Raw genomic sequence first — 12,719 nt, 5'->3', positions numbered from 1 at the left:
AAAGGAGGAACGCCATGGCACAACCGACCGAGAATATCCGCGACGTGCTTCAGAAGGCGAATGATGGCTGGAATTCGGCCTTCAATAGCGGCAATGCTGACGCAGTCGCCGCTCTCATTACACACCCGACGCGGTTGTATTGCCGTCCACCCATGCCTTCATAAGGGGGACGAGCGCTATCAAAGACTTCTGGAAGGAATTGATCTCGGCTGGTGTGGGGAACCATGGCATCGAATTGGTAGATGCAGTGGCCGCCGGTGACATTGCCTACGCGACCGGGAAATGGTCGGCCGAAGGCGGCGAAACGCAGCGCTACGAAGGATCCATAGTCACAATCTTCCGACGCGAAACTGATGGATCGTGGAGAGTATGCCTCCACACTTGGAACTGATGCGCCGCTTCCTGGGGTTTACGAATGGACGATCTCGCCGACCGAGGCGGCAAGGATCCGTGGCATATTCACCTGCCGGACCACCAGCCGTTCTCGTTCGCCGGCCTCTGAGCGCATAACAAGAAACTCGGCATCACCAACTGCACGATCATCACGGCGCCGGCAGTCGAACCGGTGAGCCAGATCCACTTGCACAGGAGCGCCCGCGATACCCATCAACGCTCCGTCTTTCTGCAACTTAGCGTCGCGCGCGTGGGCTGCATCTCGAACGGCCACTGCGGGTCGTATCCCTCACGGTCTCCATATCCAATCGTCACAAATTTTGGCACAGTCGTTCCCTTCAGGTTCTTGGTGAACCGCGGAGCCTTGCTCGCAAGGCATGCATCTTGGTGGCATGAAGCGCAACTCAGATCGGCACTCTCCGGGCGGCCTTCACTTGGCCCTGAGAGAGCTGCCACCCGTCTTTGCAGCTTGCGACGACGCGTTTGAAACAGAGTTATAAATTAGGTTTCAGCAGCGTCCGCGGTAGCGAATGGCCGATTTTCCCATCCTCGATCTGAAACCGGACCGACCGGATTCGGCCCCCAAGCTGCCGGCCGGCAAGCGGCCCAAGCGAGCCGTAGAGTAGTCGGACTGCATCGCGCCCGAAATCGGACATTGAGATCAGCATTGCCCCTTCTGAAAGCCGACATCCCAAGAAGGTCGTGGTTGCGCCACTACCGGTCATTCGCAGCGCGCCTCGTTAGCTGACCTTCAGTCACCGGCCGGAGTCGACCCCCTTTTGCGGACACTGGTTGTCATCCGGACGGACATCACCGCGTCCATCTTGCCCACCTGGACCGGGGCCTGAGCTTGGCGGCATGGCGGAGTTGCTCCCAATTGATCGCATTTTCGACTATCCGGCCATCTTCGCATTCCGTCGAACGCGTTCATCGACGCACCCATTTTCCTTCGTTCACGCGTGAGATGTGCGATCGATTTCATTTCGGAGCCGGCCATGCTTATTTTCCTTGGCTACTGGAACTTTCAGTGAGAGCGCATGTTGGTTTCCCAGCTATGGGAGAGAAACCATGAACAAGGATGAAGTGAAGCGCTCTGCGAAAAGCGGCGAAGTGAAGGCAAAGCCTGGCAAACCGGCTGGTGACAAGAAAATGAGTGCCGGCGGAACTGCCGGCAAGCTTGACGAAAGCACCAAGAAGGGCCTTGGGAAGACCGAGGACAAGATCAAGGATCGTCTCAAGGGTTGATCAGACGTCAGGGCCGCAACCGTATCGCGGCCCTGCTGCCTAGACCCTTACATTCGGATCGTTGACGGTCACCGACCGCAGCACCTACACAGGCTGTTCTCACCCGCATCAGTGACTTCAGGCTTGTCGGTCATTTGCCGCTTGCCAAGTTCACGGAACTCGCGACCTTGTTCGGCGGCGATGCCGGTTTCCCGCACCAAGCCTTGGATATGCTTTAAGGTCGGACTTAGAGCGCTAAACAACTCTGCCGGTTGGGACGTCAACGGCCAATTCTGCACAACCGATCTGTCTGAAACTGCCGTTTAGAACTTCACCTGGCGGCATCGATTTCGCGACCTCTTCCGGTCGCGACGTGCAACTCTACCAACCTCCGGCGACAGTGAAAATCGTCTCCTGTGCGGCTACTGAAGAGGCGATTCTTCAAAACGGAACATCCCTACATTGTCGCAGTTTACATTAGTGTAAGGTAAATAAGAGAACCGGGCCATGGGGCCGAACCCTGCTGGTTTTCTCGGCGCTAATGTTCTCCTTCGCTCAGGCGGGGGCCCAGGAATGGCAGCAGTTCGGCATCGAAAGGTTTGGGTTTGTTTTCGACGTGCCGCCCGAGTTCGAACTGTTGCATCGTTCAAAGGACGGCGATGGCGCGGCCTTCCAATCCCCCGACGGAGCCCTCCTCGCCGTCTGGGGCACCGACGTCGCCGAAAGCGACTTCCTGCCTCAGGTCAAGAAACAGATCAGTCAGGACGAAAAAGAAGGCTGGAAATTCATCTATCGGCGGCTGACGCGTGAATGGGCAAGTTACTCGGGGATCAAAGACGACCAGATCCGATGTGTCAGAGGCATAACGGTTGCGGCGATCGCGCCGCCATGTTTCTGATGGACTACAGCATGGAGCAAAAAGTTGCCTACGATCCGGTCGTCACCCGGATGGTTCGCTCGCTCAAGCCAGAAGATTGCTAACGGCTGGTCCGCACAATCCTTGGAACTTCGAGGGCACGGACCCGTTTTTGCTCCATACCGACGGGAAGGAGCAAATCATGACAAACCAGGACCCCGACATTCGTGAGACCCACGATCTTATCGCCAGCGACATGGTCGTCGGCACCAACGTCTATGACATCCAGGGAAATCACATCGGGCAGGTCGAAAGGCTGATCCTCGAGAAGAGGGGCGGCAGGGTATCCTATGCCGTTCTCAGCTTTGGTGGTTTTCTTGGAATTGGCGACGACTACTATCCGCTGCCGTGGCAGAAGCTCGACTATGACGAGAGCCTTGCAGGCTTCCGCATTGACATCACGAAGGAGCAAGTTGAAGGCGCTCCGCGCTATGCTCGCGACCAGGATTTCGACTGGAATGCCGAGAGTGGCCGCCGCGTTTACGACTACTACGGCGTTCGACCGTATTGGGTGTAGCGAAGCCTCTATTGCGCGTTCGTGCCGGCAAGGCGAGTTGGACCGACGGGCCCTTCGCAGAGACCAAGGAGCATCTGGGTGGCTTCCTGCTCATCGAGCGAAGAACCTTGCGGCGGCGATGGAGATCGCGGAGCGGGACTCGCTCGCTCGGATGGGGGCGAGGTGCGCGAGACCGCCGGTTTTTTAGCTTCGAAATGCCCCGGCTACTTCCACCAGCCGCAAACGTCCGCTTCCGTGACGCCAATAGGCGGCCGGAATGGCCGATTTGGGTCATGCGCGCTGGTTGGGCCCGAATGTCCGGTTTCTGAAAGTAAAATCGGTCCCGGAAGGTCCGGTCAGGGTCAGGTCACGACGATGCCCACACCAACCTGAATGTCCGATCTTGAATATTCGCAGCCCAAAGCTGCCGGTCTGCTCTCGGCCCCTTTCAAGCCATTCCGATGCTGTGACGTCTACAGCGGCACGGTTTGAACTTGCGACCCCTTTGCCGTGCAAGTTAGCCGGTCGATCGCTATCGATTGGTCCCGGTCAGTCATCGAAGAGGTCCTGTCCTAGCTAGGTTTCGGTGAGACAATCTCGACGAAAAAGATAAGGATCTTGAAAGGCCCATTCTGTCCCACTTTCGGAATGAGCGTTGAAAAGGTTCAAATCTTGCCTCCCGGCTAGGGGCACCATTTTCTACCCGAGACACCTTGAAAGCTCGGTGGGAGGTTATCCCAGGCGCACCTGGGATAACCCAATTGAGGCCGGGCCATTGCGTAGACTAAGTCGCCATTACATCGGCCCCGGCACCATCTTGGTCGGCTGCTCCGGCATCGGAAACGCGTAATTGTCGCATTTCACGTCGGGGTTCGTCGGGCTGAACATTCCAAGCGGGTTGTCTTTGAACAGCCAGACGTGAAGATCGTAGTGGTAGAACTCCACCGGAATAAGCGGATAATGCCCCTCCATCGGCCCCTGGAACGTCTGTCCAAACAGTTTCGGTGGCTCCTTGGTGTCGGGCGTCAGCGGAACAAGCCATTCCACGGCCACCAGGCGCAAGCCGCCGTCGACCGGCTCATAGATAAGGACATTGGGGCGCGTCGGATCTGGTGTCGGGCTGACGCTCGCGACGTTGACGAAATGAATGCCCATCGCGCCCTTCGGGTAATCCATAGTTCCAGCCACTTTTTCGCCGCTGTAATAAACGCATCCGACCGTCGACAGGTAGAGGTCGCGAATGGCGGCCTTGTAGTCTTCGTACTTCGAAAGCGATTGTTTCAGGGCATCGATCTCGACCTTGCCGGGCTCGGCGGCCTGACCCGCGGCCGCAGTCAGGCAGGCGCCGATGAGGCCGGTCAAAGCGAGAATACTGCGACACCTGAAGTGAATTGTTTTCGTCATGCATTCCTCCCAGATTTTTGTTCTGGCCGTGCAGGACCGAGGCGGCAATGATGCTGGTTGCGCGGCCGAGATTGTCGCCGATGCTAATCCTTTCCGCTGGTTGGGAGAATTAACCCTGATGACCTAGGCCTTCGACACAGTTCTTCGACTGAGTCTGAAAGGGACTGTGGACGGTCGCTGCCGTCCGGCCTGCAGCTGCCAATTTCCAGCGCTGGTGACTAGCGTAAGCCCCCTGCGCCTTCGTCATTCCCGGGCCGGAGCAAGGAGCGAAGCGACGCGGCGGCGCGGTAGACCAGGCGATGGTCCTGGATGATGCGCCGCGACCACCAGCCGTCGCTGCCCCTCTCTGTCTTCTCCCCTTGTGGGGCCCGAAGGGCGGGCGAGGCCCGTGACTCGCCCCGGGCGGTGGATTGGCGCGCAGCGCCAAGACGGTTACTGGACGGAGCGCTGTTGGGTGCCACTGGAGCACCCCCTCATCCGACCTCGCTTCGCGAGGCCACTTTCTCCCACAACAAGGGGAGAAGGGGAGCCGCACTTTGCCCTACCGCCGTCCCAGCAAGCTCTTCACCCGGTTGCGCAGCAGGCGCGCCATGTTGCGGGTTTCGCGGTAGAGGTGGATCTGCGACGCCGCCTGGCGGGCGAGGCGGTCGGCGTCCGGCGTCAGGCCGAGGACCAGCGTGCCGATCGGCCGGCGCTCCGTCCATAGCCGGCTCATCACCGGATGGTCGGGCACGGCGCAGGAATCGGTCATCATGATGTTGGGATCGTCGAGATGCTGCCTGGTCACCTCGATCATCAGCAGCGTGCCCGGCGAATAGGCGGCGAGCGTCTCGTCATAGGCCGTCTTCCAGGTGTAGGCGACGCCGGCCTCGACGAAGACGACCAGGCAAGCGATGGTGCGGTCATCGAGCGTCAGTGAATGGATGCGGCACAGGTCCCGTTCGGCCAGCCGGTGCACGGCCTCGCGGGCAAAGGCGGCGCGGTAGCGGTCGATGGCCATGGCGGTGCGCTCGCGGCCTTTCCAGCCGGCGGCCTCGAGCGTCAAAAAACGCTCGATGGCGTGGCGGATGTTTTCCGGTCCGCGCGCCACCTGATGCTCCAGCCTGCCCAGGTCGGCGAGGCGGCGCTTCAGGCGACGGAACTCGCGATAATGGTGCGAGCGCAGCGAGGCCTTCAGATACTCATCCCCGTCTATCTCGCTTTCGAGCATCGGGCGTTCGGCCTTGCCGGTGGTGACCAGCGTCAGGCCACGCGTCTCGGCGACGGTGGCCAGCAGGCTGGCCACCGGGCCGTCGAGCCTGATGTCGGGCAGCACGAAGACTTTTGGCAGTTTGAGATGCGGCCGCGACAGCATCGCGAAGAAATCCTCGATGACGCCGACGGGATCGTCACGGTCGACCAGCGGCGTGCCGATCGGCCCGAACGGGCTCGACCATGTGCGCATCACCCGCACGCCCAGCGGCGTCGCCGGCCGCTCCACCGAGAACGGCACCAGCAAGCGCAGCCGGTTGCGGTATTCGTCGCCGTCGCGGATGACCGCCAGTCGCACCTCGCGGTCTTCCAGTCGCGGCATGGCGGGTGCCAGGAAGCGCGGGTTGAAGAACACGTTGGGCTCGATCGTGCGGGCGCAGAGATAGTCGAGTTCCTCGACCAGGTCGAAGCCGGCGGAGGCGGCGTAAATTGCCAGTTTGCGCTGGGGCCGGCCGTTGGCCAACAATTCGATATGGGCGGGATCGGCTTCGCGGGCGAGCCCGGCGAGGCCCGACACCAGGGTGCCGGCCGGACCGCCGCTGGTTTCCTCGAGCAACGGGATGGCAGCCATCACGCGGCTCCTTTGGCGGCTACGAAAATGACCATGACGATGCCGAGCCTGCGCCAGACCGTGAAGGACAGCGCGCCGGCCTCGAAGATCATCGCGAAGGCGGTGGCCATCGCCGCGCCCCACAGGCCGAAAAGCGGGATCAGCACCAGATTTAGGCCGATGTTGAAGGCCAGCGTCATGGCGTAGACGGCGGCGCAGATATTCTGATTGCCGCTCATGGTGAGCAGGCTTTCGCAGGGACCGACGGCGGCGCGGGCGACGACGCCGAAGACCAGCAGGAACAACAGCGGGTAGCCGGCAACGAATTCAGGCCCGAACAAGCTCAGCATCGGCTCGCCCAGCACCAGCACCAGCAGCGCCATCAACAGCGATGGCCAGAACGTCCACGACACGGTTTCGCGGGCGAAGGCGGCGAGCTTTTCCGGCTCGCCATGGGTGAATTGCGCGTAGCGCTGGGCAACGCCCGCCTTGACCGCAAAATAGACGAAATGCACCAGCGCCAGCGTCTTGACCGTGGCGAAATAGACGGCGACGTCGTTGGGATTCATATAGGCGCCGACCATCAGTACGTCGGCATTGGTGAGCAGGAAGAAGAAGCCTTCGACCAGGAAGATCGGCAGCGACACGAGGAACCATTGCGCGAAAAGCAGCTTCCTCGGCCCGGCTGGGATTTTTTTGCCGATGCGCGCAGTGATGCCGATGAGCTGGCCGAGCGTGGTGGCATAGGTGGCGGCGATCGAGGCGAAAATCGCCGTCCTGGCATCGGGCGCAAAGCCGACCAGAAGCATCAGCACCATCAGCGCCAGGATCAGCACCGGCCGCACCAGATAGGTCGGCGCCAGCGCAAACAGCGCCCACGAGTTGGCCCGCGCCAGCCCCTGCAACAGGTCGGACATGGCGATCATCGGCATGCAGATGAGGCCGAGAATGAATGGCACGACATAGTAGTTCTCGATAAAGGGCGAGAGCAGCCAGACGCCGAGCGCGCCCAGCCCGGCGATCGCCGTCGAGGCGACCAGCACGAACAGGCGGCTGGTCAGCACGATGCCGCGCAGTTCGGCCAGCATGTTGCGCTCGCGATATTCGGGAATGAAGCGGATGATCGAGGTGTGGAAGCCGAGGCAGGCGAGATTGCCGACGATGACCATCGTCACCCAGACAAGGACAAAAATGCCATACTCGAACGAGCCCATCCAGCGCGCCATCAGCACCTGACTGACGAAAGCGATGACGGCGCTGACGATGCGGATGGAAAAGGCGATCAGCGACATGCGGCTGGCTTCGCCGCGCTCGTCGGCGGTGAACAGCACGGCATCGATGCGGCCAAGCAGCGGCTTTGCGCGCAGCGCAAGGCGCTGCGGCAGGAACCGCCCGGCTGTCGTCGCCGCGGAAAAGCGCACCCTGATCACACTCCGTTTTCGGCTTCTTTTCGGGTCTGGGTGTAGTCAAAACACATTAAGAAACGGTTGGGTGGGAGGTGGGAGTGTTCCCTTCTCCCCGTTCACGGGGAGAAGGTGCCGGCAGGCGGATGAGGGGCGCCGGCTTTGTGCCATGTTCACCGTTCGCGGCAGAACGCGACGAAACGACAGGCCAGCTGATGGAAAGAAATAAGAGCTGAAGGCCCATTTCCGGTGTCGACGGGACAGCGCCCCCCTCTCGCCAGCCGGCCATCCCCCCACGGGTGGGGAGATTGGCTAATCGTGGGCGTTGGCGTCGCCCCTCATCCGCCCTTCGGGCACCTTCTCCCCGTGAACGGGGAGAAGGGAAGTGGGTGCTTACGCGAACGCCCCGTGGCAATGCTTGTACTTTTTCCCTGACCCGCACGGGCAGGCCTCGTTGCGGCCGACCTTGCCCCAGGTGGCGGGGTTTTGCGGGTCGCGGTTCTCGGGGGCGACGGTGGCGTGGGTCTCCTGGCGAACCAGAAGGCCGGTCTCGCCGCCATCAAAATCGTCCTCGCCGGTGGTGCCGTCGAGATGACTGCCGAACATGTCGGGCGCCTCGGGCGGCGGCGCTTCGGCGGCTTGGCGGACCAGCTCGACGCGCATCAATTGTGCGGTGACGGCCTGGCGCAGATTGCCCAGCATCGCCTGGAACAGCTCGAACGCCTCGCTCTTGTATTCCTGCAGCGGATCGCGCTGGGCGTAGCCGCGGAAGCCGACGACCGAGCGCAGGTGGTCGAGGTTGACGATGTGCTCGCGCCACAGATGGTCGAGCGTCTGCAGCACCACGGAGCGCTCGACATAGGCCATCACGTCGGGGCCGAAGCGCTCTGCACGCTCCTTGGCAGCGGTCTCGGCGGCCTGGCTGATGCGCTCGCGGATGTCGTCCTCGGCAATGCCCTCTTCCTTGACCCAGTCCTCGATGGGCAGGTCGAGATTGAGGAATTCGGCGACCTCGGCCTTGAGGCCGGCGACGTTCCACTGCTCGGCATAGGCGTTTTCGGGAATAGCCTTGGCGACGACCTCCTCGATGACGCCCTCGCGCATTTCGGCGATGGTCTCGGACAGGCCTTCACCGTCCATCAGCTCGAGGCGCTGCTCGAACACCACCTTGCGCTGGTCGTTCGAGACGTCGTCATATTTCAGCAGGTTCTTGCGGATGTCAAAGTTGCGCGCCTCGACCTTCTTCTGCGCCTTTTCCAGCGCCTTGTTGATCCAGGGGTGGATGATCGCCTCGTCTTCCTTGAGGCCAAGCTTCTGCAGCATGCCGTCCATGCGCTCGGAGCCGAAGATGCGCATCAGATCGTCCTGCAGCGACAGGAAGAATTTTGAGCGCCCGGGATCGCCCTGGCGGCCTGAGCGGCCGCGCAACTGGTTGTCGATGCGGCGCGATTCATGGCGTTCGGTGGCGAGCACGTAGAGGCCGCCGGCGGCGAGCGCCTTCTCCTTCAGCCGGGCGACGTCGTCGCGGATTGCCTTTTCCCTGGCGTCGCGCTCGGGGCCGGCCGGCATGTCGCCAAGCTCCTCGGCGATGCGCATGTCGGCATTGCCGCCGAGCTGGATGTCGGTGCCGCGGCCGGCCATGTTGGTGGCAATGGTAATGGCGCCGGGTTTACCCGCCTGGGCGACGATCGCCGCCTCACGCTCATGGTGGCGGGCGTTCAGCACCTCGAAATCGGCAAAACCTTCCTTGCGCAGGCGTGCGGCCAGCAGCTCGGATTTCTCGATCGAGGTGGTGCCGACCAAGGTAGGCTGGCCTTTTTCGCGGGCTTCCTTGATTTCCCTGACGATCGCCTTGTACTTCTCCTCGACGGTCCGGTAGACCTCGTCGTCCTCGTCAATACGGATGACCGGCAGATTGGTCGGGATCTCGGTGACGTCGAGATTGTAGATGTTGGCGAATTCCTCGGCCTCGGTCAGCGCCGTGCCGGTCATGCCGGCGAGCTTCTTGTAGAGGCGGAAATAGTTCTGGAAGGTGACGGAGGCGAGCGTCTGGTTCTCCGGCTGGATCGCCACATGCTCCTTGGCCTCGAGCGCCTGGTGCAGGCCTTCCGAATAGCGGCGGCCCGGCATCATGCGGCCGGTGAATTCGTCGATGATGACGATCTCGCCGTTGCGCACGATGTAGTCCTTGTCCTTCTGGAACAGCTGGTGCGCCTTGAGCGCATTGTTGACGTGGTGGACGATGGCGACGTTCTCGACGTCGTAGAGCGACTCACCCTTGAGCAGGCCGGCGTCGCGCAAAAGGTTTTCCAGCTTCTCGGTGCCATCCTCGGTAAAGATCGAGGTCTTCTGCTTCTCGTCGATCTCATAGTCGGCCGGCTCGAGCTTCAGCATGAAGGCATCGATGGTGTTGTACATTTCCGAGCGGTCCTCGAGCGGACCGGAAATGATCAGCGGCGTGCGCGCTTCGTCGACCAGGATGGAATCGACCTCGTCGACGATCGCGTAGCTGTGGCCGCGCTGCACCATCTGGGCGCGCTCGTATTTCATGTTGTCGCGCAGATAGTCGAAGCCGAGCTCGTTGTTGGTGGCGTAGGTGACGTCGGCGGCATAGGCGGCGTGGCGTTCCTCGTCGGACAGGCCATGGACGATGACGCCGACGGTAAGGCCGAGGAATTTGTAGACACGGCCCATCCATTCGGAGTCGCGTGTGGCAAGATAGTCGTTGACGGTGACGACATGGACGCCTTTGCCGGCGAGCGCGTTGAGATAGACGGGCAGCGTGGCGACCAGCGTCTTGCCCTCGCCGGTGCGCATCTCGGCGATGCCGCCATTATGCAGCACCATGCCGCCGATCAGCTGCACGTCGAACGGGCGCATGCCGAGCACGCGACGCGCCGCCTCGCGCACGGTGGCGAAGGCCGGCACCAGGAGATCGTCGAGACTGGCGCCGTTGGCGACGTCCTGGCGGAATTTTTCCGTGCGGGCTGTCAGTTCGGCGTCGGAGAGCACCCGCATCTCGTTTTCCATGGCGTTGATCGCTTCAACGCGCGGTCGGGTCGACTTGACCCGGCGATCGTTGGAGGAGCCGAAAACCTTACGGGCGAGACCGCCAAAACTGACCATTCAATGGTCCTTTCGATAGCATTCCAAGTCGTTGCGACGGGTGCCGGCCGGCCCCATCAAATCCACGTGAAACGCGGACAAACGCAAAAAGCGCCCGGAAAACGGTTCTGGACGCAAAGTCGTTGGACAGATAAGAGGGGGCTCAATCGATGTCAACGGCGCGCTGGCCCTGACGACCGTGCCAAATTCCGCCACAATCCGGCTGGTCTGGAAGCCATCCCGCCCTAGCTATCCCCCATTGGAGTTAATTGTATGTCCTTATTGTTCCGCCGCGCGTCGCTCGCCAGCCTTGGCCTGGCATTCGGGCTGACGGCGCTGTCGCCAGCGATGGCGCAGGACACCGCGCCCGCCCAACCAGCCCCCGCCCAGCCGGGCGCACCCGCCCAGCCGGCCGCGCCGGTCGATCCGAACGCCGTGGTCGCCACGATCAACGGCCAGTCGCTGACCGAGGCAGATCTTGCGCTTGCCGAAGGCGAGCTGTCGCAGCAGTTCGCGCAGATGCCGCCCGAACAGCGCCGCGCCGCAGCCCTTTCGGCAGCGATCGAAATCAAGGTCATGGCCGCCCAGGCGGTCACCACCGGCCTCGACAAGGATCCCGACTTCCAGCGCCGCATGGCGTTCCTGCAGCAGCGCGCCCTGCATGGCGAAATGGTCGAGAAGGATGTCGTCGGCAAGATCACCGATGCCGAGGTTCGCGCCCGCTACGACCAGGAAATCGCCAACACGCCGCCGGCCAACGAGGTCCATGCCCGTCACATCCTCGTGAAGACGAAGGAAGCGGCCGATGCGATCATCAAGCAGCTCGATGGCGGCGCCGATTTCCAGAAACTCGCCAACGAGCACACCAGCGATCCGAGCGGCAAGACCAGCGGCGGCGATCTCGGCTGGTTCGGACCCGGCCAAATGGTGCCGGAATTCGATAAGGCGGTGTTCGCGCTGGCGGTCGGCAAGTACACCGAGCAGCCGGTGCAGTCGCAGTTCGGCTGGCACGTCATTCAGGTCGAGGACAAGCGCGCCAAGCAGCCGCCGGCCTTCGACCAGGTCAAGGATCAGGCCCGTCAGGCAGTCATCCGCGACAAATACATCGCGCTGGTCAAGTCGCTGCGTGCCCAGGCCAAGGTCGAGATCCCGGACGAGAAGCTGAAGAAGACGGTCGACGCGCTGGAAAACACCAAGTAGGCGAGGGCGAGGCTAGGGCAGTCGGTTCTTCCCTTCTCCCACAACAAGGGAGAAGGGAAGCGCGGCGCCGAGATCGCCCTATCCTACGATGCGTCGACGCCTTGAACGCTGCCGGATCGCCGGCGGCGAGTTCCCCGGTGGAGCTATGCCCTTCAACAGATAGCCAACCGCCTTGCGCAGCGTCGTTTCGTCTTCGTCGAGGCGATTGGTCAAAAGATGCGTCCAGGCAAACGAGGCGACCAGGTCGGCGACGAGCGTGGAATCGACGTCGGTCGCGACTTCGCCTCTTGCCTTGGCGCGTTCGATCATCTGGCCGGAATGGGCATGGCGTCCTTTGGCGTATTCGGCAAGCACGGCGGCCACGGTCGCGTCCGATTGCGCCTCGGCGATCAGCGATCTGAAGATGCTGCCTGACGATGTTTCGCGCCAGTGCGAGAACAGGCTTTTGAGGAAGCCGACGAGATCGTCCTCGAGGTTGCCAGTATCGGGATAAGCGACGCGCTTTAGCCGCTGATAGACGTCGAACAGCAAGGCGGCCTTGCTCGGCCACCAGCGATAGATTGTCGGCTTTCCCGCACGCGCCCGCCGCGCCACCGCTTCGATCGAGAAGCCGGAATAACCGGCCTCGACCAGAACTGCCTCGGCGGCGTCGAGAATGGCGTCGGCGCTGTCGGGGTTGCGCCGCGCGCCGATCGACCTGCGCCCCCGATCCAGCCCCATCCTGTTTTCCTTCGATGCTTTTCGGCAGATCGTACACGCTCTCTCGACGAAACGAAA

12 protein-coding genes are annotated in these 12,719 nt (G+C 62.0%); 6 read left to right on the top strand and 6 right to left on the bottom strand.

Annotated features, from left to right (window positions below):
• The first annotated feature begins 14 nt into the window (after positions 1-14).
• Positions 15-164, top strand: coding sequence for a hypothetical protein (locus BLT09_RS34540; RefSeq protein ID WP_167366575.1), 150 nt, complete (start codon positions 15-17; stop codon positions 162-164).
• The gene (locus BLT09_RS35970; RefSeq protein WP_091600102.1) at positions 140-391 is read left to right on the top strand and encodes a YybH family protein; all 252 of its coding nucleotides are present in this window, start codon (positions 140-142) and stop codon (positions 389-391) included. Before BLT09_RS34540 ends, BLT09_RS35970 begins: the two co-directional genes overlap by 25 nt.
• A gap of 18 nt (positions 392-409) precedes the next feature.
• Here BLT09_RS35970 and BLT09_RS34710 read toward each other — a convergent pair whose 3' ends face one another.
• Positions 410-607, bottom strand: a complete 198-nt coding sequence (locus BLT09_RS34710) for a hypothetical protein (RefSeq protein ID WP_208602560.1) — start codon at positions 605-607, stop codon at positions 410-412.
• Positions 608-1,461: 854 nt separating this feature from the next.
• Between BLT09_RS34710 and BLT09_RS34045 the strand changes: the two genes are divergently transcribed.
• From BLT09_RS34045 to BLT09_RS29915, 3 genes are all read left to right on the top strand, one after another.
• A complete protein-coding gene (locus tag BLT09_RS34045) occupies positions 1,462-1,638 on the top strand; it encodes a hypothetical protein (RefSeq protein ID WP_023799002.1) in 177 nt (58 codons plus the stop codon).
• 520 nt (positions 1,639-2,158) lie between these two features.
• The gene (locus BLT09_RS29920) at positions 2,159-2,515 is read left to right on the top strand and encodes a hypothetical protein (protein ID WP_236473667.1); all 357 of its coding nucleotides are present in this window, start codon (positions 2,159-2,161) and stop codon (positions 2,513-2,515) included.
• A gap of 160 nt (positions 2,516-2,675) precedes the next feature.
• Positions 2,676-3,050, top strand: a complete 375-nt coding sequence (locus BLT09_RS29915; protein ID WP_023799003.1) for a PRC-barrel domain-containing protein — start codon at positions 2,676-2,678, stop codon at positions 3,048-3,050.
• A 774-nt stretch (positions 3,051-3,824) separates the two neighbouring features.
• On the opposite strand, the gene BLT09_RS29905 is transcribed toward BLT09_RS29915, so the two are convergent.
• From BLT09_RS29905 to secA, 4 genes are all read right to left on the bottom strand, one after another.
• Positions 3,825-4,433, bottom strand: a complete 609-nt coding sequence (locus BLT09_RS29905; RefSeq protein ID WP_091600100.1) for a hypothetical protein — start codon at positions 4,431-4,433, stop codon at positions 3,825-3,827.
• Between the two features lie 541 nt (positions 4,434-4,974).
• Complete coding sequence (locus BLT09_RS29900) at positions 4,975-6,255, bottom strand: GNAT family N-acetyltransferase (protein WP_091600098.1); 1,281 nt, start codon at positions 6,253-6,255, stop codon at positions 4,975-4,977.
• A complete protein-coding gene (locus BLT09_RS29895) occupies positions 6,255-7,655 on the bottom strand; it encodes a lipopolysaccharide biosynthesis protein (RefSeq protein WP_091600096.1) in 1,401 nt (466 codons plus the stop codon). Before BLT09_RS29895 ends, BLT09_RS29900 begins: the two co-directional genes overlap by 1 nt.
• A gap of 375 nt (positions 7,656-8,030) precedes the next feature.
• Positions 8,031-10,763 (bottom strand): preprotein translocase subunit SecA, encoded by a 2,733-nt coding sequence (gene secA, locus BLT09_RS29890; RefSeq protein ID WP_091600094.1) that lies wholly within the window; start codon positions 10,761-10,763, stop codon positions 8,031-8,033.
• 252 nt (positions 10,764-11,015) lie between these two features.
• Between secA and BLT09_RS29885 the strand changes: the two genes are divergently transcribed.
• Positions 11,016-11,942 carry a peptidylprolyl isomerase gene (locus tag BLT09_RS29885; RefSeq protein ID WP_091600092.1) on the top strand — a complete coding sequence of 309 codons (927 nt, stop codon included), beginning with the start codon at positions 11,016-11,018 and terminating at the stop codon, positions 11,940-11,942.
• 78 nt (positions 11,943-12,020) lie between these two features.
• Here the strand turns inward: BLT09_RS29885 and BLT09_RS29880 are convergent, their stop codons facing one another.
• Positions 12,021-12,662 carry a TetR/AcrR family transcriptional regulator gene (locus BLT09_RS29880; protein WP_091600089.1) on the bottom strand — a complete coding sequence of 214 codons (642 nt, stop codon included), beginning with the start codon at positions 12,660-12,662 and terminating at the stop codon, positions 12,021-12,023.
• Positions 12,663-12,719 lie beyond the last annotated feature (57 nt).

The organism is Mesorhizobium muleiense, from assembly GCF_900099905.1.
Lineage (GTDB): Bacteria > Pseudomonadota > Alphaproteobacteria > Rhizobiales > Rhizobiaceae > Mesorhizobium > Mesorhizobium muleiense.
This window is presented reverse-complemented; position numbering and strand designations above follow the sequence as displayed.

What these genes read in the sequence shown, in the direction of transcription:
- BLT09_RS34540 (WP_167366575.1), top strand. Translation starts at nt 15, where the DNA reads ATGGCACAACCGACCGAGAATATCCGCGACGTGCTTCAGAAGGCGAAT.
- BLT09_RS34710 (WP_208602560.1), bottom strand. Translation starts at nt 607, where the DNA reads ATGGGTATCGCGGGCGCTCCTGTGCAAGTGGATCTGGCTCACCGGTTC.
- BLT09_RS34045 (WP_023799002.1), top strand. Translation starts at nt 1,462, where the DNA reads ATGAACAAGGATGAAGTGAAGCGCTCTGCGAAAAGCGGCGAAGTGAAG.
- BLT09_RS29920 (WP_236473667.1), top strand. Translation starts at nt 2,159, where the DNA reads ATGTTCTCCTTCGCTCAGGCGGGGGCCCAGGAATGGCAGCAGTTCGGC.
- BLT09_RS29915 (WP_023799003.1), top strand. Translation starts at nt 2,676, where the DNA reads ATGACAAACCAGGACCCCGACATTCGTGAGACCCACGATCTTATCGCC.
- BLT09_RS29905 (WP_091600100.1), bottom strand. Translation starts at nt 4,433, where the DNA reads ATGACGAAAACAATTCACTTCAGGTGTCGCAGTATTCTCGCTTTGACC.
- BLT09_RS29900 (WP_091600098.1), bottom strand. Translation starts at nt 6,255, where the DNA reads ATGGCTGCCATCCCGTTGCTCGAGGAAACCAGCGGCGGTCCGGCCGGC.
- secA (WP_091600094.1), bottom strand. Translation starts at nt 10,763, where the DNA reads ATGGTCAGTTTTGGCGGTCTCGCCCGTAAGGTTTTCGGCTCCTCCAAC.
- BLT09_RS29885 (WP_091600092.1), top strand. Translation starts at nt 11,016, where the DNA reads ATGTCCTTATTGTTCCGCCGCGCGTCGCTCGCCAGCCTTGGCCTGGCA.
- BLT09_RS29880 (WP_091600089.1), bottom strand. Translation starts at nt 12,662, where the DNA reads ATGGGGCTGGATCGGGGGCGCAGGTCGATCGGCGCGCGGCGCAACCCC.